Origin of the sequence: Paenarthrobacter aurescens (assembly GCF_041549525.1) — a bacterium.
GTDB lineage: Bacteria > Actinomycetota > Actinomycetes > Actinomycetales > Micrococcaceae > Arthrobacter > Arthrobacter aurescens.
Map to the genome: position 1 here is coordinate 4,044,035 of NZ_CP157456.1, position 24,949 is coordinate 4,068,983.

Genomic DNA, 24,949 nt, shown 5'->3' on the forward strand with positions numbered 1-24,949 from the left:
ATTCTCCCCTCGACTTCCGTGACCCACGCTATGGGCGAGGTCTGACATTAAAGGCAAGTGCCGCCGTCGTGCCTGAACTTTCCTTGCGGCCAGCGCAAGGTCACAGGCTGTATTTGGGCCCCGGAGCGAACAGCGAATCCATCTCGTCGTGGCTTCGTGTGCCGGCCAACCCGGCCCAATTGCCGTCCCCGAGGATTTCCTTGGCCACCCGAGCCACCTTGGCATACGCCGCTTTGGCAGTGTTGCCACCTATGCTGACACGCCGCACACCGGCGTCGTGCAATTCCAAAGGTGAGGGCGCACCAACTCCTGCCAAGGCGTTGAGCGGCGCGGGAATCCGGTTGGACAGCTCGTGCAGGACATGCAAATCCACCACGCCGGGGACGAAGATTCCGTCCGCACCGGCCGTCAGGTAGGCCTCTGCCCGCCGCAGGGTCTCATCAAAGGCGGTGTCCGGAAATTGACCGGACAGGTAGGTGTCGGTGCGGGCGTTGATGAACATCGGTATACCGCGATCGTCAGCGGCGGCGCGGATCAAAGCTATTCGCCTCGATTGTTCGGCCGGATCGGTGAGCGGAGACGCCGCGGAGTCTTCAATGTTGATTCCCACAGCGCCCTCGTCCAGAACGGCGTGGACGGTGGCACGCAATTCGTCATCCGTGCGGCCGTAGCCGGTTTCAATGTCCGCCGTCACCGGCAAGCGGGTTGCCCCCGCGATGCGGCCAAGCGCGGCCATTGCCAAGCCCCATGGCACGTGGTCGCCGTCCCGGAAACCGAGGCTCCAGGAGACCGCGGAGCTCGAGGTGGCAATCGCAGTGGCACCGGCCTCTTCCACCACCCGGGCTGACGCTGCGTCCCACACGTTCACCAACACCAGAGGTGTGGGCCCGGGATCATGAAGCTTGTGGAAGTGTTCGGCCTTGGTCACGGATCCCCGGTGCGCTGTCATAGCTACATTCCAGCCCTTCCCGATCCCGGCGTAAAGCACAGCCCGGGAAAAAGATTGAATTCGAAAACATATGTTGCCTATCCAACAACATCGAGGAGTATCCTGTCACTGTGACCCACGAAACATTGGATGCCGGCGCAACGCTGCCCGCTGAAGCCATCGACGCCATTGAGCGGGCCGCCACGGCCGCTCACCCGCACGAGGAACTGTTCTCCGCGCGGGCTGCCAACATCAAGCAATCCGCTGTGCGGGATGTCTTCGACATCTCCATGCAGCCGGGCCTTGTCTCCCTTGCAGGCGGTAACCCATACCTGCAATCGCTGCCCTTGGACCAGCTCGGGCAGACCGCCGCCAGGATCATCGCCGAAGAAGGCATGACCGCCCTGCAGTATGGCGGAGGCCAGGGCACCGAAGAGCTCCGCGAGCAAATATGCACCATCATGGCGGCCGAAGGAATCACTGACGCCCGCCCCGAGAACATTGTGATCACCGCAGGATCGCAGTCCGCGCAGGATGTTGCCACCAAGGTCTTCTGCAACCCGGGCGACGTGGTCCTGGTGGAAAACCCAACGTACGTGGGTGCCCTGAATACGTTCGAGGCCTACCAGGTTCAGGTGGAACCTGTGGAAATGGACGACGACGGTTTGGTACCGGAGCTTCTTGAGGCCAGGATCGCGGCGCTCCAGGCCGAGGGGAAGAACATCAAGTTCCTCTACACCATCCCCAACTTCAACAACCCCTCCGGGATCACCCTTGCGGAAAACCGCAGGCAGCGGATCGTGAATATATGCCGTGCAGCGAATATTATTGTTCTTGAGGACAATCCCTACGGGCTCCTCCGCTTCGACGGCCACCCGATCGCCCCGATGCGGGCAGCGAACCCGGACGACGTTATCTACTTGGGCTCGTTCTCCAAGATCTTCGCCCCCGGCCTCCGCATCGGCTGGGCCCTGGTTCCCGCGCACCTGCAGCGCCGCTTCTACCTGGCCTCCGAGGCCGTAACCCTTTGCCCGCCTCCACTGAACCAAATGCTCGTCTCGGCATACCTTCGCGAGTACGACTGGCAGGGCCAGATCGACACTTACCGGACGCTCTACTCCGAGCGTTGCCAGGCTCTGCTGTCCGCGCTGGACGAGTACATGCCCGCCGGGCTCAGCTGGACACGCCCGGATGGCGGTTTCTTCGTGTGGGTCACCCTGCCCGATGGCGTAGATACCTACCCCCTGCTCGGAAAGGCCATAGACGCAGGGGTGGTGTTCATCCCCGGCGCGGCGTTCTCCCCGGCAGATGGACCTTCCAACAAGCTCCGCCTCGCGTTCAGCGCCGTACCGCCGGATACCATAGCCGAAGGCGTCCGCCGCTTGGCCCCTGTCCTGGCGGAAGCCATTGAAGCTACCAATGAAGGAGCACCACAATGACCGGAGTTGTGATCGTCGGAGTAGACGGCAGCGAGACCGCAATGAGGGCAGCGCAGGCTGCCCAGCAGTTGGCGATCGGCCTCGGAGCCAGCCTTCGCGTGGTGAGCGCCTTCGACAGCAACCGCACAGAGGTTGTTGAAATCGGCACGGACAAGTGGATTGTCTCCGACGCCGCAGAAGCTGAAGCCGTAGCCCGCGCTGTAGCCGAACGTCTCGCTGATGACCGCCTTGAGGTGACCTACTCCGCAGCCCGCGGCAAGCCCGGGGAAGCCCTGGTCAAGGAAGCCGAGGTACAGGAGGCCCGCCTGATCGTGGTGGGTAATCGTCGCATGCAGGGCTTGGGCCGCGTACTGGGAAGCGTAGCCAACACCGTGGCGCACACGGCGCCCTGTGATGTGTACATCGCCAAGACCGACCAGCCTTAGAGCGAGCTGAGTCACGCCGCCGGGTGGGGAGTCTCACCCGGCGTTTGGCGTCTTTTGGGCAGGATCCCCGAAGTCATCGTTATAAAATCGAGATGCCCCCAATGGCGCGAGCCACCTCCATTCACTGACTTCAGGGGATCATTTCTTGCTTACTTTGCAGCCGCGCCAGCGCGTGGGACACGACATCCTGCTTGCCCGCCACGGCAACCACATCAGCACCATGCGCTACGACCGCAGCAATGATCGCATCATTGCCATGCTCGACGACGGCTCCTGGGACAGCGCGCCCAACATGATCTCCCCCACCCTGGAGATGCCCGAAACAATCGGCAGCGTCTTCCGCAAGGATTGGCGCTTCCTGTCCGTGGCCTGCGTCGCCATGGTCACAGTAGCCGCCGTCGCCATGGGCATCAGCGTTGAGATGGCAAACCACATGTCGACGACGGAACTTCAGGCGCTGCTGGTCAGTTACCCGGCGTTTTAGTCCTCTTCGCGCTCCCCGGGCTTAGGTGCTGCCGGAACCGGCGCCTCCTCGGCCACCATGCCGTCGTCGAAGTTCAGAGCCACCTGCCCTCCCGCTTTTCGGCGGCGCAGCAGGAGAATCACAGCTCCCACGCCGAGCCATGCGGCGCCCAGCAAATAGGTGAACCAGGCCAAGGAAGTCCACAGCCAGGCGATGAACGCGAAGCCCAGCAAGGGCATCATCATGTTCCGCACCGCCCCCGCTGTTCCCCGCTTCCGCAGGTCGAAGAAGACCACCTTGATGGTTGCAAGATTCACCACCGCGAAAGCAACCAAGGCCCCGAAGTTGATCATGTACACCGCTTGTTCCAAGGTGATGACGAGGGCGATCAGGGACACGGCAGAGACGAGCATCGCTGCGACATAGGGCGTCCTGAACCGGGGGTGCAGCCTCGCCAGGGCACCGGGAAGAATCCGGTCCCTGCCCATGGCAAAGATGACACGGCTCACGCTCATCTGGGCGGCAGTGCCGCAAAGAACCAAGCCACCAAGGTTCACAATGACGAACACCACCATAAGCACGTCACCTCCGGCGCGCTGCATGAGTTCAGTTCCTGCGGCATCGAGGTTGGCGATGGATCTCCAATCTGGTGCGATCAGGCTTCCCGCCACCGAAAACAAGGTGTAGCCCAAACCAGCAAACAGCGTGGACAAGATGATGCCCCGCGGAACATCGCGCCGGGGGTTGCGCGCCTCCTCAGAGAGTGTGGAAACGCCGTCAAATCCCAAAAAGGCAAAGGCCACAATGGCTGCGGCCGCCATGACGGGCGCCACCCCGCCCTCCCCCAAACTCAGGGGCCTGGCCAGATTCTCGAAGGACAGGTCCGGGGCATTGACCACAGCCAGCACCAGGAACACCAGGATCACCAGCACCGAGGCCGACACCACCACGATGTTCATCTTCTTGATCCACGCAACGCCAATCACACTGAAAAGTCCCACCACCAACAGACAGAGCAGGACTCCCAGCTGCGGCGGAATGACGGGCACCAGGCTGTTGAGATACAGGCCGAAAAGCAGGAAATTCACCATTGGCAAGAACAAATAGTCCAGCATCATGGCCCAACCAACCATGAACCCCACGGGGCTGCCAAAAGCCCGCGAAGCATATGCGTAGGCTCCCCCGGTCACCGGGACGTGCTTGGCCATCTGCCCGTAGCTGTGCGCGGTGAACAGCATCGCCACCAGGGCAGCAAGATATGCTGCCGGCAAATGCCCGTCACTGATCTCGGTTCCGGCCCCGTAGACCGCCACCACGGACAGGATGCCCATGGAAGTCAGTCCGAAGGCGATGAGTGATGGTAAACCCAGGACGCGTTTTAGCTGGGGGGCCGCTTGGACGCCATCCAATGCACTTCTTCCGGTGATGGTCATGGGGTTCTCCTCGATGCGATCTGTGTCACATAAATGAATGCTGCTCATTAGAGTAAGCGCCGCCAGAGTCGGTGTACAGCTTTTGGTATCCCAAATATTTAATACGACTTTGGTGCTTTGACCCGGATGCTTGCATCTGCTCACTTTATGACTGTAGCTTCTGCGACCGCTAGAGTTTTGGTATACCTGTTGCGGATACTGAAAGGGATTTGCATGACTGCTCTGATCACCACTCCGGGTTTTGTAGACGCCCATATCCACCCGGACAAAACCACCTGGGGCTCCGGATGGCTCTCCCGCACGCCGGCGCAATCGCTGACGGACCTTATAGGAAACGATCTCCGGGCGCAGCTCTCCCTTCAGGACAGCGTGGAGGACAGGGCCTACGCCTTGATGAGCCAAGCTGTCCTCAACGGAACCATGGCCATGCGTGCACACGTGGACGTAGCGCCCCAAATCGGGCTAAAAAACATTCACGGAGTCCGTGCCGCCGCGGAGCGTTTGGCACCCTTCCTGAATGTTCAGGTGGTGGCGTTCCCGCAATTCGGCCTCTTGAGCAACCCCGGCACGCTGGAGCTCATGGAGGCTGCGCTGACCGAGGGCGCAGACCTTGTGGGCGGCATAGACCCGGAATCGGTGGACGGCGACCTCCACGGACATCTGGATGCCATCTTCGCCTTGGCGAACAGACACGGAAGGGACCTGGACATCCACCTGCATGATGTTGGCGCTGAAGGGCTGGCGCAACTCCGTGTGATCGCAGGACGAACAGTGGCCGAAGGCATGCAGGGCAGAGTCACCATCGGACACGGCTTTGCTCTCTGCGACGCCTCACAGCCAGCCATCGGCGCCACCTTGGAAGCCTTGGCCGATGCTGGAATCTGGATGGCTACCTGCGCGCTGGGGGCAGACCCCGTCCCGGATCTGGACCTTGTGGAAAGTCACGGAGTCAAGGTTGCCCTCGGTTCAGACGGAGTCCGTGATGCCTGGTCACCGTTCGGCACCGGCAGCATGATGGACCGCGCACACCTGCTGGGGTACCGGACCGGGGCATCCACAGATGATGAGCTTGAGCGTTGCTTCCGGCTGGCCACTACGGCAGGTGCGGAGCTGCTCGGCTCAGCCGTGGTGAAGGGCTTCTCCGGACCAACATCACTCGATCGGCTCGAATTCGCTGCGAACTCCATCCCGGAGCTGGTGGTTGACAGGCCTGCCCCACTGCGGGTGATCCGGCGTGGAGAAGCCATAACCCTCAAGGCGTGAGCTACCAGCGGCTAGAGCATCCAAACCCGCAGCAACCACCACAGGCCTGCGATGACAACAGCTCCGAACAGCGAGCCCACAATTACTTGAGCGAGGGTGTGGGCCCGCAAAACCAGCCGCGACCAGCCAACAGCCGGCACCAGGAGCAGCAGCGGGAGCCACGCGGGCCCGAACATAAGGATGGTGATCACAACCGCAGCCGAAAGTGCCGATGCGTGCCCGCTCATTTTCCAGAACGCGCTGACAACGGCCAGCACCCCAATGCCTCCAATGAGCGCAATGATCATCACCGCCACACCCGCCGGGCCATTGAGCAGATGCAGGACGAGCAAGCCGACCAGCACTGATCCCAGGGTCATGAGGAGCAACGCGGGCCGCTGCCGACGGTCGCTGACATGATGATCCGTGATCCGGCCCAGCTTCACCATCACCAGGACATACGCCAACGGCAGGACACAAACGAACAACGCAGCCAGCATCCCGAACCATATAGTTCCGGGGAAACCGGGTTCCGTAGCCGGGCTGATCAATAGCAGGACCAACACAACAACCGGTGGCTGGAAGACTTCGGTCAGCACGCGGGCAACCGTACGCCAAGGTCCAGTCACCAACTGAGGGGGCACATGCCCGGTTTCCCCGGTTGACGCCACAGTGTCCGCCGCTATCTCTGTGCCTTTGCCGGCCCGGGCTTGCCCGTCAGTCAAGCAGGAGCGCCGGTTCTTCGAGAATGGAGGCAACATCCGCCATGAAGCGCGCGGACAAATCTCCGTCCACAACGCGGTGATCGAAGGACCCGCCGAGTGTAGTGATCCACCGCGGGATGACCTCACCGTCGAGAACCCAAGGCTTCTGCTTGATGGTTCCGAACGCAATGATTGCCACTTCGCCGGGGTTGATAATGGGCGTTCCCGTGTCAATGCCCAATGCGCCAATGTTGGTGATGGTCAGGCTTCCACCCTGCATCTCAGCCGGCTGGGTTTTTCCTGCCCGGGCCTTGGTTGCCAACTCGTTAAGCGCAAGGGCCAATTGCTTGAGGGAGAGGTCCTGGGCGTCCTTGATGTTGGGGACCATGAGGCCGCGTGGGGTAGCGGCGGCGATGCCCAAGTTCATGTAGTGCTTCACCTGGATCTCGGCGCCACCCTTGCCGTCGGCGTTATCCACCCAGGTCGCGTTGACGCTTGGGTTACGCGCCGCAGCCCATATGACTGCCTTGGCAAGGATGAGCAGCGGCGAAACTTTGATGCCTTCAAAGTCCCTGGAGGCCTTCAGCCGCTTGACGAATTCCATGGTTCGGCTGGCATCCACATCCACAAAAATGCTGACGTGGGGAGCCGAGAAAGCCGAATCCACCATGGCCTTGGCGGTGGCCTTGCGAACGCCCTTGACCGGCATCGTCTCCACGCGCTGATCCTGGGGTTTCTTGGACGCTCCCCAGAAACTGTCCGCTTGGTCATGCTCAGCATCACGTTGGGCCTGGTAGCTCACCAGGTCCTCGCGGGTCACCTCACCCCGCTGGCCCGTAGCCACCACATCAGCGAGGTCGATTCCGAGGTCGCGAGCGAATTTGCGCACCGGTGGCTTTGCAAGGACCTTGTTGACCAAGCCACTAATGGTTCCGCTGATAGCGGCGCCACGGGAGGCCGTAGCCTGCGGCGCTTCGGGAACAACTACGCTGCCTTGGGCCGCCGGAGCCTGCGCCACGGTCCGCTGGGGAGCCTGCGCCACGATCCCCTGGGGAGCCGGAGAGACGACGGCGGCAGGCGTCGTGGTGCGGTGTGGAACCGGAGCTTCGGCTGCCGTGGCTTCCAATACTGCCTGGTGGTCCTGGACTGTTCCTTCTGCGTTCTCGGCGATTGTGGCGGCCGCAACCACAGATCCCGCCGGGCGTTTGCGCGTGCGGCGCTTGACGGCGTCAGCCTTGGGGCCGGAACCAACCAGTGGACCGCCGGCCGGGCGGTTGTCGTCCTGATCGTCGTCGAGAGGCAGCTTGCCATACAGCGGCGTCTCGACGGCCGGTGCATCCGCAGCAGTCGGCGTCACCGGCGCGTCACCGGCGTCTTGTCCTTCAGAGACAGCGATGATGGCCGTGCCCACCTCAACCGTGATGCCTTCCTCAACCAAGAGTTCCGTGACTGTGCCCGCAAAAGGGGACGGGAGCTCAACGAGGGACTTGGCGGTCTCGATCTCGCACAGGACATCGTTGATGGCAACGACGTCTCCCGGCTTGACCTTCCAAGCCACTACCTCGGCCTCGGTCAGGCCTTCGCCGACGTCCGGCAGGTTGAATTTCTTTACAGTCACAGTGGTCCTCGATTTCCGGTTACCCGGCAGCGAAGCCGGGCTGGATCAGGGCGGTTGGCAGGGCGGCGGTGAACCGGCTGTCCTGGTGGAACCGGGCGGTTCCAGTGGAACGGTTCTAGTAGGACAAGGAGCGGTCCAGCGCCTCAAGGATCTTGTCGATGTCCGGCAAGTAGTCCTCCTCCACCTTGGCCACGGGATACGGCATGTGGAATCCCCCGACTCGAATGACGGGTGCCTCCAAGTGAAGGAAAGCGCGTTCGCTGATGCGGGCAGCGATTTCGCCGCCGATCCCACCAAACGTGGGGGCCTCATGGGCGACGATCAACCGGCCCGTCTTCTTGACCGATGCTTCCACGGTGTCGAAGTCCAAGGGTGAGATGGACCGGAGATCGATGACTTCGATGCTCCGTCCGTCCTCGACTGCAGCGTTTGCTGCCGCCAGCGCAACTGGCACCAACGGGCCATAAGCCACGATCGTTGCATCCGTGCCTTCACGGACCACGTGCGCTTTGAAGGGATCCTCGGAAAGGCCTGCGTTCTCCACATCCACTTCACCCTTGAGCCAGTAACGACGTTTAGGTTCAAAGAAGATCACAGGGTCCTGGCACTCGATGGCCTTCTGGATCATCCAGTAGGCATCATGGGCGTTGGACGGCGAGATGATGCGAAGGCCCGCGGTGTGGGCGAACAATGCTTCCGGGGACTCGGAGTGATGCTCGATCGATCCGATGCCGCCGCCGTACGGGATGCGGATGACTACAGGAACCGTCAGCTTGCCAAGGCTGCGGGCGTGGATCTTGGCCAGCTGCGTGGTGATCTGGTTGAAGGCGGGGTAAACGAAGCCGTCAAACTGGATTTCGCACACCGGCGAGTATCCGCGCAGCGCCAGGCCAATTGCCGTGCCGACGATGCCTGATTCAGCCAGCGGCGTGTCCACGACGCGTTCGTCCCCGAACTCCTTGATCAAGCCATCGGTGACACGGTAAACACCACCCAGATGTCCAATATCCTCGCCCATCAGCAAGGACTTGGGGTTGTTCGTCAGCGATGCACGGAGACCCTCGTTGATGGCCTTCGCAATGGTCATTGTTGCCATCAGTTGGCTGCCTCCTCGTCGCTTTCAAAACCGGCAGAGTACTCCTCAAACCAGGCAAGTTCCTCCGCAATCAGCGGGTGCTGTTCGGCGTACACGCTGGCGAAGGCATCCCGGATATCAGGGACCTCAAGGCCATGTGTTGTGCTGCGGACATATTTGGCGAGTTCATCGCCGTCGGCCTTCACTTGGTCGAAGAAAGCCTCATCCGCCAATCCTTCGGCACGCAGGTATTTCTCCAGGCGATCGAGTGGATCCTTCTCCCGCCAGGCAGCTTCTTCTGCAGATTCCCGGTATTTGGTGGGGTCATCGGCAGTAGTGTGCGCACCCACGCGGTAAGTGTAGGCCTCAATGAGTACAGGACCCCGGCCCTCTCGGGCGTGCTCGAGTGCCCACTCGGTGACGGCATGGACGGCGATGACATCATTGCCGTCCACCCGGATTCCGGGGAAGCCGTAGCCTTTGGCACGGTTTGCCAAGGGAACTTTGGTCTGAACTTCAGTGGGCACCGAAATGGCCCAGTGGTTGTTCTGGCAGAAGAAGACGACGGGAGCGTTGTAGGAGGCGGCGAACACCATGGACTCATGGACGTCGCCCTCAGAACTTGCGCCGTCACCGAAGTATGCGATCACCGCTGCCTTGGGGTCCGTGGAATCCGCGGACGCCAGCTTCTGGTCCCTCTGGATACCCATGGCGTAGCCAACAGCGTGAAGTGTCTGCGCCGCAAGAACCAAGGTGTACAGATGGAAGTTGTTCTCCCTGGGATCCCATCCACCATTGGAGACACCGCGGAACTGCTTGAGCAGCTCGGCAAGGTCAACGTTGCGGACCAGCGCTACGCCGTGTTCGCGGTAGGTGGGGAAAATGTAGTCCTGGGACTGGCTTGCGTGGCCGGATCCGATCTGCGCGGCCTCCTGGCCGGTAAGAGGCACCCACAGGGCAAGCTCGCCCTGACGCTGCAGGGCGGTAGCTTCTTGGTCGAAGCGCCGGATTTTGGCCATGTCCGTGTAGAAAACCCGGAGCTTCTCGGGATCAATCCGCTTGGCATAGTCCGAGAAGACAGGATCGGAGCCCAAGGTCCCATCAGGTCCGAGCAACTGCACCATTTCCACAGGTTCGCCTGGCGCGGCTGCTTTCGCGGTGGCAGCCGCGAGAGTTTCTTCCGTCCCGGGGGGCAGTTGTGTCGAGCCCATTCCGTCTCCTTGCTTGCCATGGCGGGGCGCCGGGCAATGTCTGTCGCTGGGATATATGCCTGTTCCGGAATGCATTCCGGAACAGGCATATATTTTGGCTTTCGTCCCTTACTTTATCGGCAGTAAGTAGGGTTGGCGCATTTGTTAACCGCTAGGAACCGTGCGGAGCCTTTGTATAACCTGCACAGAGATCCAAGAACCGGGTGTTGGCTTCCACCTCACCGATGCTGACTCGAACACCCTCGTTTCCGAAGGCCCGGACAGACAAGGCCTGTTCTGCTGCCAAGGCAGCAAACTCCGCGCTGTGCTCGCCAAGATTCAGCCAAACGAAGTTGCCTTGAGCCTCAGGAATGAACCAGCCGAGTTCCTTCAAGCCTGCCGTCACGCGATCCCGTTCATCCACCAGGCTTTGTACCCTTTCCACAACCTGATCGAAATGTTCAATTGACGTCACGGCTGCACGTTCGGCGATTTGCGAGACGGCGAAGGGAGTAGCCGTTACCCGGAGGTGCTGCGTCAGCAAGGGGCCTGAGACGCTGTATCCAACACGCAGCCCGGCCAGGCCGTGGGCTTTGGAGAAGGTCCTCAACACCACCACATTGGGGTATTTGCGGTACAGCTTGATGCCGTCCACAGCCTCAGCGTCCCGAACGAACTCCTGGTAAGCCTCGTCGATGACCACCACCACGCTGGGCGGCACCGCCTGAATAAAGCGCTCCGTTTCTTCCGCGGTAAGAATAGGACCAGTGGGGTTGTTCGGCGTGCACAGGAGTACCACCTTGGTGCGCACGGTCACGGCAGCGGCCATGGTCTCAAGGTCGTGGCGCCCGTCCGGAAGCAACGGAATTTGCACACTGGCCGCCCCTGCAAGGCCAACGCAGATGGGATACGCCTCAAAAGATCGCCAGGCGTAAATCACCTCGTCCTGCTTACCATCGTCATTCTGCCCAGCGAAGGTAGCCAGAATCTGGTTCAGCGCCCCCAAGCTGCCGGCGCCGGTAACGACATCCTCAGCGGGAACATCAAGGAAACCAGCCAAGGCGTTGCGTAGCTTTGTAGCCAGCGGGTCAGGGTACCGGTTGATGTCGGCCTGGTCCGCGATTGCCTGCAACACTGCAGGAATCGGAGGCAGGGGATTTTCGTTGGACGACAATTTGTAGCTGGTGAGGCCCTCAATCGGAGCAGGGGGTTTACCCGCCGCGTACTTGGGAAGCCTGTCCACGACCGGACGGGGGATGACGCCCTCCGGCACGTTGTCAGTAGTAGTCATGGCTTCAAGCCTACTTGCCCCTCCACGATCAACACCGAGCTCTTTAACAGGCTCGTGTGAAACCATGGACCCATGGGTTCATTCATCATTCGCGTCCTGATCAACGGGCTTGCCCTTTGGGTTGCTACCTGGCTTCTGCAGGGCATGGACATCTCCACCAGTGCTACAGAATCGGCTGCAGCAAATGCAGGACTAACGCAGGGCGCAGACACTGCCGGCATCATTCTGGCGTATCTGTTCATCGGCCTGATTTTCGGAGTGGTGAATGCTTTTGTCCGTCCACTGGTCAGGTTCTTGTCCCTCCCGGTGACCATCCTGACGTTGGGCCTGTTCACGATCGTGATCAATGCCGCCATGCTGTACCTGACGGCATGGCTAAGCACTTTTACGCCCGTGCACCTCACAATTGACTCCTTCTTTTGGACAGCAATCCTGGCGTCGATCATCATCAGCATCATCTCCATGGTGGCGGGCCTGATTCCGGGGGCCCGCAAGCGTTAGACGGGGAGCTCTTCGCCATCAAGGCTTTACCTTGTTCTGCATATCCAACCTCGCGTCCTGGACAGTGCGCGGGCCAGCAGGGCGGATCGCGGGCGCTTGGGCCGGCAGCGGTGCCCTTTCCAGCTTGAACCGGGTCACCTTCGCCACCCCACCCGCGCCAACAACACCGGCAAACACGGCAGTTGACGCTGCCAGTGACTCATCTTGGCTGGCAGCCACCAGCTCTGCTCCTGCAGCGTAGTTTTCCTGCCCATGGCCTGGCCCGATACCGGGATCTTCGCCATCGGGAGCCTTGACGCCATTAGTCAGGGTGACCGTCACTCTGTCTTTCGTGTCGGCGTTAAAGTGCCCGTCCGTGCCCGCAACCCAGTCTTGCTCGTGTTCCAAATGAAGTGAAGTGATGCCGGGCTCAGCGGTGATGCCACCCACTGGAGCTCCGGCCGTCAGCACGTATTTGAGATCGAACTCCTGGAGGAACGCCTTGTTGTGGCTCAGGTTCATTGCGTGGAGACCACCTTGGCTATGTCCCACGGCTACTACTTGCTCGCCCGCCTTGGCGCCGGCTTCACGAAGCGCCTGACCAATGGCAGGTACAACTTCTTCAGATTCGTAGCCCATTGCTTCGCCTACTCCCAAGGAATCGAAAGGATTGGTACTGGGTGACTGAGGCTGGGTTCCAGGGATCAGCACCATCCAAGAGGCAGCGCCATTGTTGTCGAAGCGGATAACCTCAATCTCGCCGTCGTTCCGCGAGTGAAGCCTCTCCAGGCGACGAAGGCTGTCTGCCATGGAAGGGTCCACATCGTCGGACGACTCGCCCGTCTTCTCGATACTCACGGTTCTTGGCCGCAGCGCTGCCAGTAACGGCAGCTCGAGGAGGGTGCGCACCAAGTTTCCCGCCTCATGGCCTTCGGGAATGACCCGGTTATAGCCCTCTTCTGTAATGTCCCGCCCCAGCGCCAGAAGGCCCCACGCCCCGGAGAGTCGATACTGGTCCCGGCCCAAGGCGTGCGGCGAGGCATTTTCAGCCTCCGCCTCCATATAGTCCCGGTGGCTGGCCCGCACACTTTCGCCCACCTCAACCAACTCCTGCCGGACCCTCGCCACTTCCTTGCGGCTCTCGGCCACAGCGTTGATGGCGTTACAGCCCGTTTCATAGGAGTCGTAGAGGAATGGCTCCAAGCCGTCCTGTACCTGACGCGTCTCGGCTTCAATTCCTACGAGTTGTTGAACCAGTTCATCGAGCGTTCCCGCTCCCCTGAGGAGTTCCTCGAGCTGAAAAGACATTCCTCCTACCCCTCCCCTGATACTCAGGAATCCATCCGAGGTCGGTAGAGAGGGTCTTGGTGCCGCGCCGGCCCCTACGGGAGCCGCGTCTGCCATCTACGGACCCCTTTCACTTGAGACGGAGACGTTTTGGGAGTGCCGGAGCACCAATGCCACTGAGGCCTCCAGCGACTCGCGGGCACGCATCAACGCTGAAGCATGCACGGCAATGGTGGTCCGGTAGGCCCGCCCCGCCGGGGAAAGCCAGTCGTCAACCTGTGCCTTGCGCAGGGACGAAAGGACCGCGTCCACACGGTCTACGCACGATTGCACCCGCCACGCCAGCCTCTGGACTTCATGGCTTCGGGAGGCACATTCCAAGGGATCAAAAGTTGGCGGGTTGGGTGCAGGCATCAAGCCGACGCTCATTGTCTGTGTACTCCATCGATTGTTCTGCTGATCGGTAGGGACGACGCTACGGATCAGCAGAACCCAAAGGAAGTTCCGTTGTGGCCTATGTGGATAACCTGAACCCCTGTCCACATAGCCTCGTCACCGACTCCATTGCCCCGCGCGGAACATGAAAGAATAGACCTCATGGCTGAATCCCACCGCGTGTCCCTCGCTTCCGAACCTCTCGCCCTTGGCGCCCTTGACGGCAGGTACCGTGCCGCCGTTGCGCCCCTCGTGGACTACCTGTCCGAGGCCGCACTGAACCGCGATCGCGTTCACGTTGAAGTTGAGTGGCTCATCCACCTGACCAGCCAGTCCGTTTTGCCCGGTGCGGGCCCGCTGTCCGACGAGCAGGTGGCACAGTTGCGCGCCATCGTCACGGACTTCGATGCTGCATCGGTCAACGAACTCGCGGAAATCGAAGCTGTCACGGTTCACGACGTCAAGGCTGTTGAGTACTACATCGGGCGCCGTCTGCCGGCAATCGGCATCGAGAACCTCACCGCCATGGTGCACTTCGGCTGTACGTCCGAGGACATCAACAACCTTTCCTACGCTGTGGGCATCAAGGGTGCCGTTGAAGATGTGTGGCTGCCCAACGCCGCCGCCCTCGTGAAGCAGATCGAGGCCATGGCCGAAGCGAACCGCTCCGTGCCCATGCTGTCCCGCACGCACGGCCAGCCCGCCACACCCACCACGCTGGGCAAGGAACTCGCCGTCATTGCGCACCGCCTGAACCGCCAGCTGTCCCGCATTTCCAAGACTGAGTACCTTGGCAAGATCAACGGGGCCACAGGGACGTACGCGGCGCATGTAGCTTCGGTCCCAAGCGCTGACTGGGAAGCTGTCGCCAAAACGTTCGTTGAAGGCCTTGGCCTCACGTGGAACCCCCTCACAACCCAGATCGAAAGCCACGACTGGCAGGCCGAGCTGTACGCCGACATCGCTCGTTTCAACCGCATCCTGCACAACGTCTGCACGGACATCTGGAGCTACATCTCCATCGGATACTTCCGCCAGATCCCTGTTGCCGGTGCCACGGGTTCCTCCACCATGCCGCATAAGGTCAACCCAATTCGCTTCGAGAACGCCGAAGCCAACCTGGAAATCTCCAATGGCCTCCTGGACACCCTTGGCGCCACACTGGTGACCTCCCGCTGGCAGCGCGACCTCACGGACTCCTCCTCACAGCGCAATATCGGCGTCGCTTTCGGCCACTCTCTGCTGGCGATCTCCAACGTAGCCAAGGGCTTGAAGGCCCTTGATGTGGCAGAGGAAGTACTCGCGGGCGATCTCAACACCAACTGGGAAGTCCTTGGCGAAGCCATCCAGATGGTGATGCGTGCCGAAGCCATTGCCGGCGTCGAAGGCATGGAGAACCCGTACGAGCGCCTCAAGGATCTCACCCGCGGCCAGCGCGTGGACGGTGCCCGCATGCAGGAATTCGTTCAGGGGCTCGGCCTTTCCCCCGAGGCCGAAGCCCGCCTGCTTGCCCTCACACCTGGCAAGTACACGGGCATCGCGGACAAGCTGGTGGACCACCTGCAGTAATTCAAACGCTCGACGACGGCGGGCCGGGGCTGGGTGCCTCGGCCCGCCGTCGGCGTTTAATCCGATGTGAACGTTGGATCCAGTGGGCGGCAGAGCGCTCCTTCCCAGTTGCTATGCCCAGCCTCCCGTCTGAGAGCTCGAGACACGGCGTGTCGGGGTGTTTCCGTGCCCCCGCACCTGATTGATTGGAAGCAAACCCGGCAGGAGCGCTGGAACTCAGGGGGTAAGAGCGTTGACCGTCCAGCCCCCGGATCATTCACGACGTAAGGAGCGGAGCATCCATGAAGCTCCTTTTGATCAGGCATGGACAAACACCAGGCAACGTCGCCGGTCAGCTGGACACCGCTTTTCCGGGCCCGGGATTGACTGAGCTCGGGGAGCGCCAGGCGTCCGCCCTGCCCGACGCTTTGGCCGCTGAAGGGATTCAAGGCCTGTACACCTCAACCTTGCTGCGCACCCAACGGACTGCCGCGCCTTTGGCCAGGGCCACAGGATTGGAGCCAACAATCCTGAACGGGGTCCACGAGATCGAAGCCGGAGCATTGGAAAAGAAAACCGACCACGAATCGCATCGTCGATACATGGGTACGGTGTTCGCCTGGACGGACGGCGATTTGGATCTTCGCATGCCGGGAGCCTTCAGTGGGCACGAATTCTTTGAGAGATTCGATGCGTCCATACAGCAAGTGGCGGCGGCGGGACATGAAACCGCCGCAATAGTCAGCCACGGTGCTGCCATCCGTTGCTGGGCGGGGCGCAGGGCAACGGACATCGACACCGAGTTCGCCGAAACGCATGCACTCCCCAATACAGGCATTGTTGCGTTGGAAGGTGACCCCGGCTCCGGTTGGCGGGTGCTGCATTGGGACCAAATCCCTGTTGGGGGCATGGCGCTGGCAGACCAAACAGCCGAAGACCCCACGGGCGAGTCCCTCTAGGGCACACCGCGCATTGGAACGCCCCGCGCATCCGGCGCGTCACCTGCCCGCGCATCGGGGGCCTTGTGGGGCCCACTCTGCGCCCCAAACCAACCCGTTACAACGCAAAGCGGGCCCCACAACGCGGGGAAGGCCAGCAATTCTCCCGACGCTTACGCGCAGGAAACACCGCGGTAACCACAGCTGCCTAGGCTTAAGACGCATAGACACCTCACCGAAACCCGGCGAAAAGAGGCAAGATGCAGACCAACCCACGGCTCAACATCCGGCAGGTAACGTGGTCGAACCCCGTGGGCGCCGACCTCCGCGCCGCACAACAGGCAGAACTCGATGCGAGGTTCGGAACCACGGACCACGAACCTGGACCCCCGCCTACGGAAGCGGACACGGCAGTTTTTGTGGTGGCCTACGAGAAGTGCTCTGGCCAACCTTTGGGATGCGGCGGATTGCGGATGCTGGATGAAAACACCGCCGAGATCAAGAGGCTCTACGTGGTCCCTTATGCCAGGGGCTCCGGAGTGGCAAGCTCCATCCTCGCCGCGCTCGAGGCGCAGGCTCATTCGCACGGTTTCACTGTGATCGCAGCTGAGGCAGGATCAGCCCAATCGGACGGCAGAAGCTTCTATGAGAGCGCAGGCTTTGCCGCCGTGCCGAACTTCGGCCCCTACGTCGGTGCCAGTGGATCGTATTGCTACTCCAAGCGGATCGACTCCCACAGTGCCTCGCACACGGCCATGGCCTAGGACTCAGGCGCAACATCAAGCGAAGGTTGCGCCTGTTCGATAATCTCGGATTATGGAAAAAGCAGATATCACCTTCCGTACCCGCAAATGGGTGCGGCCCGAGGACCTCAACGCCAACGGCACACTCTTTGGTGGCAGCCTGCTGAAGTGGATCGATGAAGAGGCCGCGATCTACGCCATCCTTCAATTGGGCAACGGCCGCGCCGTCACCAAGTACATCTCAGAGATCAACTTTGTCAGTTCCGCAGTTCAGGGTGACTTGGTTGAGATGGGCTTGACCGCCAAGCGATTCGGCCGGACGTCCTTGACCATGCGGGCCGAGGTCCGCAACATGATTACCCGCGAGGCAATCCTGACCATCGAGGAGATCGTGTTTGTGAACCTCGGGCCCGATGGCCGGCCCCAACCGCATGGCTACACAGAGATCACTTACGATCGCGACCGCATCCCCACCCATCACCTCACGGAAACCTTGGACGAGGACTGAACCATCCGGCGTCGGGCGTTCAATTACTGACGGCAGTGACGTCATAGGCGGCACCTTCGCCGGGAAGAACATTCGGTGAATCCCCAAGCCCACCGTTGAACCCGCTGATGCGGCAGGGTAGAACGGAGGGATGAACGATGTGAACTCCTGGATGGACCAGTACGTGCGCGCGTGGACGTCGAACGATCCCCATGAAATCAGGGCGTTGTTCACCGAAGACGCTGTGTATAACGACCGGCCCAACACCGAAAAACAATGGAACGGTCACGAGGAGATCGTCAAAGCGTGGGCCGATGCCGGCGATAAACCCGAAGACTGGACGTTCGAGTGGAACCTTCTGGGCCAGGACGGTGACACCGCATTTGTCCAAGGCCTCACCACGTACCTCAACGGGGAGCCTACCTATGACAACCTCTGGGTGATCCGGTTTGCCGAGGACGGGCGCGCCCGTGAATTCACCGAGTGGTACATGGCGCGTAAGCAGTCACACGCACCCAGCTGAGTAGCAGTTGAGTGTCAGTAGCTTTCGCGGTCAGCCGTTTCAGACACGGGAATGAAGGTTGACGCGAAGCCCTCTGAAGCGCGGGCCAGCACGGAGACGTCGGCGCCCACCAGCACAAAGGAGGCACCGGCGTCGAGATAGGCGCGGGCAGTCGACTCGTTGAAAGCGTTCACGCCGGCGGGTTTACCGGCCGCTTTCGCGGCTTCGAGACAATGCTCGACGACGGCCCTCACCAGGGGATTTTCCTGCTGCCCCAGCAGGCCCATGGAGGCGGCGAGGTCCGAGGGCCCGAGGAAGATGCCGTCAACGCCGTCGACGGCCAGAATCTCCTCCACAGCCGATGCCGCAGCCTCCGATTCGATCTGCACCGTGAGGCTGATCGACTCCGAAGCGGACGCCAAGTAGTCCGGGACGCGGTTCCAGCGCGAGGCGCGGGCCAATGCAGAGCCGACCCCGCGGACACCGAGAGGCGGATACCTTACGGCTGCGACGGCGGACGCGGCTTCGAACGCCGAATTCACCATGGGGATGAGCAGGTTCTGCACTCCGAGGTCCAGGTATTGCTTGATGACCACGGTGTCGTTCACGGGAGGCCGGACCATGGCCTGGATCGGATAGCCACTCACTGCGTGAAGCTGGGCCAGGATGGATTCAAGCCCGTTGGGGCTGTGCTCAGCGTCAATCAGGATCCAGTCCAAGCCGGAGCCGGCACAGATTTCGGCCACCAGTGGACTGCCGGAACACACCCACATCCCGGCGAGTGGCCTGCCTGACTCGGAGAGGGCCGAATAGAAGGTGGGGCTCAGCTGAAGTGACATGTCACAACTCCCAACGGTCCGTAATCCGCATGCACGGTATCACCTTTGTACACCCACAGGGGCCGTGTAAACGAGCCTGCCAGGATGATATCTCCGGCTTTCATGGAGTCCCCGTGCGCAGCGATTTTGTTGGCAAGCCAGTGCACTCCGTTGGCCGGGTGATCCAGCACTCCGGCGGCCACTCCGGTCTCTTCCACGGTCTGGTTTTTGTAGAGGATGGCGGACACCCAGCGGAGGTCAACGGCGTCGGGCCGCACCGGGCGTCCGCCCACCACCATGGCGCCCATGGCGGCGTTGTCCGAGATGGTGTCTACGATGGTCCGGCCCTCCATCTCGATCCTGGAGTCCAGGATTTCAAGGGCCGGAACCACGTAGTCGGTGGCGTTGAGGACGTCGAAGATGGTGCAGCCCGGACCTTTGAGGCCGGTCTTCAACACGAAGGCCAGTTCAACTTCCACCCGCGGGTGGGTGTACTTATCCCACTCAACGGAGCAGCCGGTTTCGAGGACCATGTCATCGAAAATGGCGCCGTAATCCGGCTCTGCAATGCCCGTGGCGGCCTGCATGGCCTTGGACGTGAGGCCGATCTTGCGCCCCACCAACGTGCGTCCGGCTTCCTCGTTCCGCCGCATCCACAACTGTTGCACGGCGTAGGAGTCCTCCACCGTCATCCCGGGGTAGCGGGCGGTCAGCCGGGGAACCGGGGTACGGGAACGGCCGGCTTCAAGCAGTTCGTCGGCAATGGCTTCGATCGTCTTCGCGTCCAGCATGGCTTAGACCTGTGCTCCCAGTTTGAAGCCTTCGGCAGCTTCACCGGGCGCACCTTCAGGGCGGGTGTAGGAGAAGCCGTCGGCACCCACGGTGACAGCCATTTCGGACTTGTCTTCGCGTTCGATGATGGGTTGCGGGTTGCCGTCGAGGTCCAGGACCAGGGAGGCCTCGGTGTACCAGGAGGGGACCACGGGGTTGCCCCACCAGTCGCGGCGCTGGTTGTCGTGGACGTCCCAGGTAACGGTGGGGTTGTCCGGGTCACCGGTGTAGTAATCCTGGGTGTAGATCTCCACGCGGTGGCCGTCCGGGTCCAGGATGTAGAGGTAGAACGCGTTGGACACGCCGTGGCGGCCGGGTCCGCGTTCGATCCTGTCCGAGATGCGCAGGGCGCCCATCTTGTCGCAGATCTGGATGATGTTGTGCTTCTCGTGCGTGGAGAAGGCGATGTGGTGCAGGCGGGGTCCGTTGCCACCGGTCAGGGCGGTGTCGTGCACAGTCTGCTTCCGGTGCATCCATGCGGCGTACGTGACGCCGTCGGAATCTTTGATGTCCTCGGAAACGCGGAAGCCCAGGTCTTCGAGGTACTTCCGGCCGCGCGGGACGTCCGGGGTGACCTGGTTGAAGTGGTCCAGGCGGACCAGCTCACCGGCGGAGTAGAGGTCGTAGCGCTGGGTGAGGCGTTCCACGTGCTCCACGTCGTAGAAGAATTCGTACGGGAAGCCCAGCGGGTCCTCCACGCGGACGGAGTCGCCCACGCCCTTGGTGAAGCCTTCCTTGCGACGCTCCACCCGGCAACCAAGTTCACGGTAGTAGGCTTCGGCGGCGTCCACCTCGGCGGGGGACTTCACCCGGTACGCGAAGGCAGCAGCGGCAGCGACCGGTCCCTTGCGGAGGACCAGGTTGTGGTGGATGAACTCCTCAAAGGAGCGCAGGTAGATGGTGTTCTCGTCCTCCTCGGTGACGTGCAGGCCGAGGAGGTCAACGTAGAACGCGCGGGATTTGGCGAGGTCCGTGACCACGAGTTCCAGGTAGGCGCAGCGAACAATGTCCGGTGCCGGGACCGTGGGCGTGGGGATGGGGCCGGTGAAGTTGCTCATGGGGTTCTCTCTTCGTTGAAAGGGTCAGTTGGATGGAGTTTTTGTACAGATACGGCCCTTTAGAAGGGGTTTTAGGGGCGTTATCTGTACAAAAACTCCGCGGTTAGGCGCCGAACTTGGGCGTGTGAACTGAGCCGAGCGTGATGTGCACGGCCTGCTGGTCCGTGTAGAAATCGATGGACCGGTAGCCGCCTTCGTGGCCCAAGCCCGAGGCTTTTACGCCGCCGAACGGGGTGCGGAGATCCCGGACGTTGTGGCTGTTGAGCCACACCATGCCGGCCTCCACGTTCTGGGAAAAGTTGTGGGCCCGGGTGAGGTTCTGGGTCCAGATGTAGGCCGCCAGGCCGTACTTGGTGTTGTTGGCCAAGGCGAGGGCTTCGTCGTCGTTCTCGAACGGCGTGATGGCCACCACGGGACCGAAGATTTCCTCCTGGAAGATCCGCGCGTCAGGCGCGACGTCGGCAAACACCGTGGGTGCGATGTAGTTGCCTTCGGGCAGGTGGCTGGGCCTGCCGCCGCCGGCCAGGAGCCTGCCTTCGGACTTGCCGATCTCCACGTAGGAGGCCACCTTGTTGTAGTGCTCGGGGTGGACCAGTGCGCCAACCTGGGTTTTGGGATCGTGGGGATCGCCCACCACGATGTTCTTGGCCCGGGCGGCGTACTTTTCGCAGAATTCGTCGTAGATGGCCCGCTCCACGAGGATGCGGGAGCCTGCGGTGCAGCGTTCACCGTTGAGGGAAAAGACTCCGAACAGGGCCGAATCGATCGCGGCGTCCAGGTCCGCATCGGCGAACACCACGCACGGGGACTTGCCGCCGAGCTCCATGGACAGGCCCTTGAGGTTTGCAGCAGCGTTGCGGAAGATGGTTTGGCCCGTGGTGGTCTCACCGGTGAAGGAGATCAGCGGCACGTCCGGGTGCTTCACCAGGGCATCACCGGCTTCCTCGCCCAGGCCGTTGACCAGGTTGAACACGCCGTCGGGCAGGCCTGCGTCCTTGAAGATCTGCGCCCACAGCGACGCGGACAGCGGGGTGAACTCGGCCGGCTTCAGCACCACGGTGTTGCCGGTGGCCAGTGCCGGGGCGAGCTTCCAGGACTCCAGCATGAACGGTGTGTTCCACGGGGTAATGAGGCCGGCGACGCCGATCGGCTTGCGGTTCACGTAGTTGATCTGCGAGCCCGGGACCTTCATGGCGTCATCGAACTGGGCCACAATCAGGTCCGCGAAGAAGCGGAAGTTCTCGGCAGCACGGAGTGCCTGGCCCTTGGCCTGGGTGATCGGCAGCCCGGTATCGAACGTTTCCAGCTCCGCGAGGCGGGCTTCCTGGGCCTCCACGGCATCGGCAATTTTGTTCAACACCCGGGCACGCTCGCGCGGCTTCATTTTCGGCCAGGGACCGTTCACAAAGGCTTCCCGGGCGGCGGCGACGGCGAGGTCGATGTCTTCTTTCTGGCCGGCGGCAGCAGTGGCGTAGTTGCCGTTGGATACCGGGTCCAGGACATCGAAGGTCTTGCCGGAAATGGAGTCAACGAACTCGCCGTTGATGTAGTGCTGGATGTGGGACGGCAGGTTCTCTGGAATGTAATGCTTGGTGGTCTCTACGGAGGTCGTCATCATTGAAGTCCTAACTAGTGATCAGGTTTTGCTTGGGCGAGGTAGGCGTCCAGGGTGGCGGCGCGGTGTTGTCGGGCTGCTTTTTCGATGGTGTCGGCGTCTGCGGCGTTCTCGATGAGTTGCAGCAGTGCCTCGTGTTCGCGTACGGATTCCTGGGCGCGTCCGGGGACGAAACGGAACGTGGATGAGCGCAGTGACGCCAGCCGGTTCCAGCCGCGGTGGACGAGGTCCAGGATGTGCGGGTTGGGGCAGTGTTCGAACAGGACGCTGTGGAAGTCCTGGTTCAGCGCGGTAAACCGGACGGGGTCGAAGTGCTCCAGGCACTCACGCATTTCCTCGTTCACAGCACGGGCGCGGGCAATGGCAACCGAATCGATCAGCGGCGCTGACAATGCGGTGGCCGCACCCTCGACGATGCTCAGGGTCTGCATGGTGTAGAGGTACTCGGTGGGGTCGATCCCGGACACGGTGGCGCCGACGTTCCGCTCGAACTTGACCAGTCCTTCGGCTTCGAGGCGGCGGATCGCTTCGCGCACCGGGACTACGCTGAAGCCCAGGTCCTCGGCGATCTTGGCGAGCACCAGCCGGTACCCCGGAGTGTACGTCCCCTCAATGATCCGCGCCTTCACGGTGGCGTACGCTTGCTGGGACTTGCTCTCCGGATGAGCCGTCGGGGCGGCGTTTCCGACGGCGGGACTTCCGACGGCGGTTTCAGTCACCGGAGGCTCCTTCCGGGCTTTGCTGGGCGGACCATTCCTGATAGCGGGCCTGCCATTCCTTGTTCATGGGGTAGAGCCCGTCAACACTGTTGCCTTCCTGGACCATCCGGAAAATGAACGTCTCTTCCTTTTCCTGCTGAATGCAGTCATCCACCAGTTCCCCGGCAATGGCCGGCGGGATCACCAGGATGCCGTCGGAGTCGGCAACAATTATGTCCCCGGGCTGGACCGTGGCTCCACCGCAGGCGATAGTGATGTCCGTATCCCATGGAATGTGGCGGCGTCCCAACACTGCCGGGTGCGGGTTGGCGAAGTAGGTGGGCATTTCCAGGTTGGCCACGGCTGAGTAGTCGCGGACGCCGCCGTCGGTGATGATGGCAGCGGCACCACGGACCTGGGCACGCAGTGCGAGGATGTCCCCCACCGTGCCTGTGCCTTTCTCGCCGCGGGCTTCCATGACCAGGATTTCGCCTTCATTCACAGAATCGATGGCCCGTTTTTGGGCGTTGAAGCCGCCGCCGTGGCTCTTGAAAAGGTCCTCGCGGTTGGGCACGTAACGCAGGGTCCGGGCCAGGCCCACCACCTTCCGGTCCGGGCGGGTGGCCTGCAGTCCATCGATGCTCACGTTGTTCAGCCCGCGCTTACGGAGCTGGGAAGACAAGGTAGCGGTGGCAACCGATTCCAGCTTTGCCTTCAACTCAGGAGTCAGGACGGAAGCAGATCCGGCAGGAGCCAGTCCCGCGGCTTCGCGCGATCCGTACGCTTCTTCCCGCTGGGTGTCATCAGTCTTGGGCTGGGCACCAAAGTCCGCGAACGGCGTCGTGCCTTCCGTTACCTTGGTGGCCAGGCGGCCGCTGCTGAAATCACCTCCGGTGACTTCGATCTCGACGACGTCACCCGGCTTGGCCACAGAAGCGCCAGCCGGGGTGCCGGTGAGGATGATGTCGCCCTCCTCGAGCGTAAGCAACTGGGAAAGGTCCGCCACGAGCTGCGCGAACGGGAAGAGCAGGTCCTCTGTGGTGTCATCCTGGACGAGGTCCCCGTTGTGCCAGGCGCGGATCCGCAATCCGGCCGGATCAACAGCATCCGCGGGAATCAGCGCCGGGCCAACGGGGGTGAACCCGTCACCACCCTTGGACCGGACGTTGGAACCCTTGTCCGCGTAGCGGAGATCGTAAACGCCAAGATCATTGGACGCGGTAACCCACTGGACGTGGCTCCAAGCATCCTCCAATCCCACGCGCCGGGCGGACTTGCCCATCACCAACGCGATTTCACCCTCATATCCAAGCAGTTCACAACCGGCGGGGCGCTCAACCGTGCCCGGAACATCTGCGGAACCGAGCGCCAGTGAGGAAGAAGGCTTAAGGAAGTAGGACGGCTGTTCTGGAGTACGGCCACGCTGGGCCGCGCGACTGGGGTAGTTGATGTGGACGGCAATGACCTTGCGCGTCCGCGCCAGCATGTCCTGACTGACTTCCTGGGTCCGGAACTCCAGTGTCACGGCGCCTCCTCTTCCTCGAACATCTATCAAGTACGAAATCGTATACGAATTACTATGGCCGGGAACGTGATCTGCGTCAACCCCCTTCCCGCCCCCAATTGACTGCCAGTAGTGGTTGTAATGCGCCGCCATAACAACCACTATTGCGAGTTAGTTGGGTGACCATGGCTGTGGGC

Annotated in this window: 25 protein-coding genes; 10 read left to right on the top strand and 15 right to left on the bottom strand. The window is 61.7% G+C overall.

All coding sequences use genetic code 11. The features are described from left to right. Positions 1–100: 100 nt before the first annotated feature. Positions 101–949 carry an isocitrate lyase/phosphoenolpyruvate mutase family protein gene (locus ABI796_RS18755; RefSeq protein ID WP_141283803.1) on the bottom strand — a complete coding sequence of 283 codons (849 nt, stop codon included), beginning with the start codon at positions 947–949 and terminating at the stop codon, positions 101–103. Between the two features lie 110 nt (positions 950–1,059). Here ABI796_RS18755 and ABI796_RS18760 point away from each other — a divergent pair, with 110 nt between their 5' ends. From ABI796_RS18760 to ABI796_RS18770, 3 genes are all read left to right on the top strand, one after another. Next, positions 1,060–2,367 (top strand): PLP-dependent aminotransferase family protein, encoded by a 1,308-nt coding sequence (locus tag ABI796_RS18760; RefSeq protein ID WP_141283802.1) that lies wholly within the window; start codon positions 1,060–1,062, stop codon positions 2,365–2,367. Beyond that, positions 2,364–2,792: a universal stress protein gene (locus tag ABI796_RS18765; RefSeq protein ID WP_141283801.1), complete on the top strand. Its 429-nt coding sequence runs from the start codon at positions 2,364–2,366 to the stop codon at positions 2,790–2,792. The genes ABI796_RS18760 and ABI796_RS18765 overlap by 4 nt, the downstream gene beginning before the upstream one ends. 172 nt (positions 2,793–2,964) lie before the next feature. After that, positions 2,965–3,276 (top strand): hypothetical protein, encoded by a 312-nt coding sequence (locus ABI796_RS18770; RefSeq protein ID WP_141283859.1) that lies wholly within the window; start codon positions 2,965–2,967, stop codon positions 3,274–3,276. Here ABI796_RS18770 and ABI796_RS18775 read toward each other — a convergent pair. After that, entirely contained in the window at positions 3,273–4,688 is a 1,416-nt protein-coding gene (locus ABI796_RS18775; protein ID WP_141283800.1) for an APC family permease, read from the bottom strand. The two genes, ABI796_RS18770 and ABI796_RS18775, sit on opposite strands and share 4 nt — an antisense overlap. Positions 4,689–4,901: 213 nt before the next feature. Here ABI796_RS18775 and ABI796_RS18780 point away from each other — a divergent pair, with 213 nt between their 5' ends. Next, positions 4,902–5,951 carry an amidohydrolase family protein gene (locus ABI796_RS18780; RefSeq protein ID WP_141283799.1) on the top strand — a complete coding sequence of 350 codons (1,050 nt, stop codon included), beginning with the start codon at positions 4,902–4,904 and terminating at the stop codon, positions 5,949–5,951. A gap of 11 nt (positions 5,952–5,962) precedes the next feature. On the opposite strand, the gene ABI796_RS18785 is transcribed toward ABI796_RS18780, so the two are convergent. The 5 genes from ABI796_RS18785 to ABI796_RS18805 form a co-directional block, all read right to left on the bottom strand. Further along, positions 5,963–6,559 carry a phosphatase PAP2 family protein gene (locus ABI796_RS18785; RefSeq protein WP_141283858.1) on the bottom strand — a complete coding sequence of 199 codons (597 nt, stop codon included), beginning with the start codon at positions 6,557–6,559 and terminating at the stop codon, positions 5,963–5,965. Between the two features lie 88 nt (positions 6,560–6,647). Continuing rightward, positions 6,648–8,252 carry a 2-oxo acid dehydrogenase subunit E2 gene (locus ABI796_RS18790; protein WP_141283798.1) on the bottom strand — a complete coding sequence of 535 codons (1,605 nt, stop codon included), beginning with the start codon at positions 8,250–8,252 and terminating at the stop codon, positions 6,648–6,650. 115 nt (positions 8,253–8,367) lie between these two features. Then, positions 8,368–9,348 carry an alpha-ketoacid dehydrogenase subunit beta gene (locus ABI796_RS18795; protein WP_141283797.1) on the bottom strand — a complete coding sequence of 327 codons (981 nt, stop codon included), beginning with the start codon at positions 9,346–9,348 and terminating at the stop codon, positions 8,368–8,370. Beyond that, complete coding sequence (gene pdhA, locus ABI796_RS18800) at positions 9,348–10,538, bottom strand: pyruvate dehydrogenase (acetyl-transferring) E1 component subunit alpha (RefSeq protein ID WP_141283796.1); 1,191 nt, start codon at positions 10,536–10,538, stop codon at positions 9,348–9,350. Before pdhA ends, ABI796_RS18795 begins: the two co-directional genes overlap by 1 nt. Positions 10,539–10,689: 151 nt before the next feature. Next, positions 10,690–11,808 (bottom strand): histidinol-phosphate transaminase, encoded by a 1,119-nt coding sequence (locus tag ABI796_RS18805; RefSeq protein WP_174754553.1) that lies wholly within the window; start codon positions 11,806–11,808, stop codon positions 10,690–10,692. A gap of 72 nt (positions 11,809–11,880) precedes the next feature. On the opposite strand from ABI796_RS18805, the gene ABI796_RS18810 reads away from it, so the two are divergent. Further along, positions 11,881–12,309, top strand: a complete 429-nt coding sequence (locus tag ABI796_RS18810; protein ID WP_141283794.1) for a phage holin family protein — start codon at positions 11,881–11,883, stop codon at positions 12,307–12,309. 18 nt (positions 12,310–12,327) lie between these two features. On the opposite strand, the gene ABI796_RS18815 is transcribed toward ABI796_RS18810, so the two are convergent. Continuing rightward, on the bottom strand, positions 12,328–13,596 hold the full coding sequence (locus tag ABI796_RS18815; protein WP_141283793.1) for a hypothetical protein: 1,269 nt from the start codon (positions 13,594–13,596) through the stop codon (positions 12,328–12,330). Positions 13,597–13,692: 96 nt separating this feature from the next. After that, positions 13,693–14,004: a hypothetical protein gene (locus ABI796_RS18820; protein WP_141283792.1), complete on the bottom strand. Its 312-nt coding sequence runs from the start codon at positions 14,002–14,004 to the stop codon at positions 13,693–13,695. 168 nt (positions 14,005–14,172) lie between these two features. Between ABI796_RS18820 and purB the strand changes: the two genes are divergently transcribed. From purB to ABI796_RS18845, 5 genes are all read left to right on the top strand, one after another. Further along, positions 14,173–15,579 carry an adenylosuccinate lyase gene (gene purB, locus ABI796_RS18825; RefSeq protein WP_141283791.1) on the top strand — a complete coding sequence of 469 codons (1,407 nt, stop codon included), beginning with the start codon at positions 14,173–14,175 and terminating at the stop codon, positions 15,577–15,579. A gap of 281 nt (positions 15,580–15,860) precedes the next feature. After that, positions 15,861–16,517 (top strand): histidine phosphatase family protein, encoded by a 657-nt coding sequence (locus ABI796_RS18830; protein ID WP_141283790.1) that lies wholly within the window; start codon positions 15,861–15,863, stop codon positions 16,515–16,517. A gap of 239 nt (positions 16,518–16,756) precedes the next feature. Next, positions 16,757–17,260: a GNAT family N-acetyltransferase gene (locus tag ABI796_RS18835; RefSeq protein WP_141283789.1), complete on the top strand. Its 504-nt coding sequence runs from the start codon at positions 16,757–16,759 to the stop codon at positions 17,258–17,260. A gap of 52 nt (positions 17,261–17,312) precedes the next feature. After that, on the top strand, positions 17,313–17,747 hold the full coding sequence (locus tag ABI796_RS18840; RefSeq protein ID WP_011776502.1) for an acyl-CoA thioesterase: 435 nt from the start codon (positions 17,313–17,315) through the stop codon (positions 17,745–17,747). Positions 17,748–17,877: 130 nt separating this feature from the next. Beyond that, positions 17,878–18,249 carry a nuclear transport factor 2 family protein gene (locus ABI796_RS18845; RefSeq protein WP_246095800.1) on the top strand — a complete coding sequence of 124 codons (372 nt, stop codon included), beginning with the start codon at positions 17,878–17,880 and terminating at the stop codon, positions 18,247–18,249. A 14-nt stretch (positions 18,250–18,263) separates the two neighbouring features. On the opposite strand, the gene ABI796_RS18850 is transcribed toward ABI796_RS18845, so the two are convergent. From ABI796_RS18850 to ABI796_RS18875, 6 genes are all read right to left on the bottom strand, one after another. After that, the gene (locus ABI796_RS18850; protein WP_141283788.1) at positions 18,264–19,067 is read right to left on the bottom strand and encodes an aldolase/citrate lyase family protein; all 804 of its coding nucleotides are present in this window, start codon (positions 19,065–19,067) and stop codon (positions 18,264–18,266) included. Continuing rightward, positions 19,052–19,837 carry a 2-oxo-hept-4-ene-1,7-dioate hydratase gene (gene hpaH / locus ABI796_RS18855; RefSeq protein WP_141283787.1) on the bottom strand — a complete coding sequence of 262 codons (786 nt, stop codon included), beginning with the start codon at positions 19,835–19,837 and terminating at the stop codon, positions 19,052–19,054. The genes ABI796_RS18850 and hpaH overlap by 16 nt, the downstream gene beginning before the upstream one ends. Positions 19,838–19,840: 3 nt before the next feature. After that, a complete protein-coding gene (gene hpaD / locus ABI796_RS18860; RefSeq protein WP_141283786.1) occupies positions 19,841–20,935 on the bottom strand; it encodes a 3,4-dihydroxyphenylacetate 2,3-dioxygenase in 1,095 nt (364 codons plus the stop codon). 103 nt (positions 20,936–21,038) lie between these two features. Continuing rightward, on the bottom strand, positions 21,039–22,550 hold the full coding sequence (gene hpaE, locus ABI796_RS18865) for a 5-carboxymethyl-2-hydroxymuconate semialdehyde dehydrogenase (protein ID WP_141283856.1): 1,512 nt from the start codon (positions 22,548–22,550) through the stop codon (positions 21,039–21,041). 14 nt (positions 22,551–22,564) lie between these two features. Next, the gene (locus tag ABI796_RS18870) at positions 22,565–23,269 is read right to left on the bottom strand and encodes a GntR family transcriptional regulator (RefSeq protein ID WP_141283785.1); all 705 of its coding nucleotides are present in this window, start codon (positions 23,267–23,269) and stop codon (positions 22,565–22,567) included. After that, a complete protein-coding gene (locus tag ABI796_RS18875) occupies positions 23,262–24,773 on the bottom strand; it encodes a fumarylacetoacetate hydrolase family protein (RefSeq protein WP_141283784.1) in 1,512 nt (503 codons plus the stop codon). The genes ABI796_RS18870 and ABI796_RS18875 overlap by 8 nt, the downstream gene beginning before the upstream one ends. Positions 24,774–24,949 lie beyond the last annotated feature (176 nt).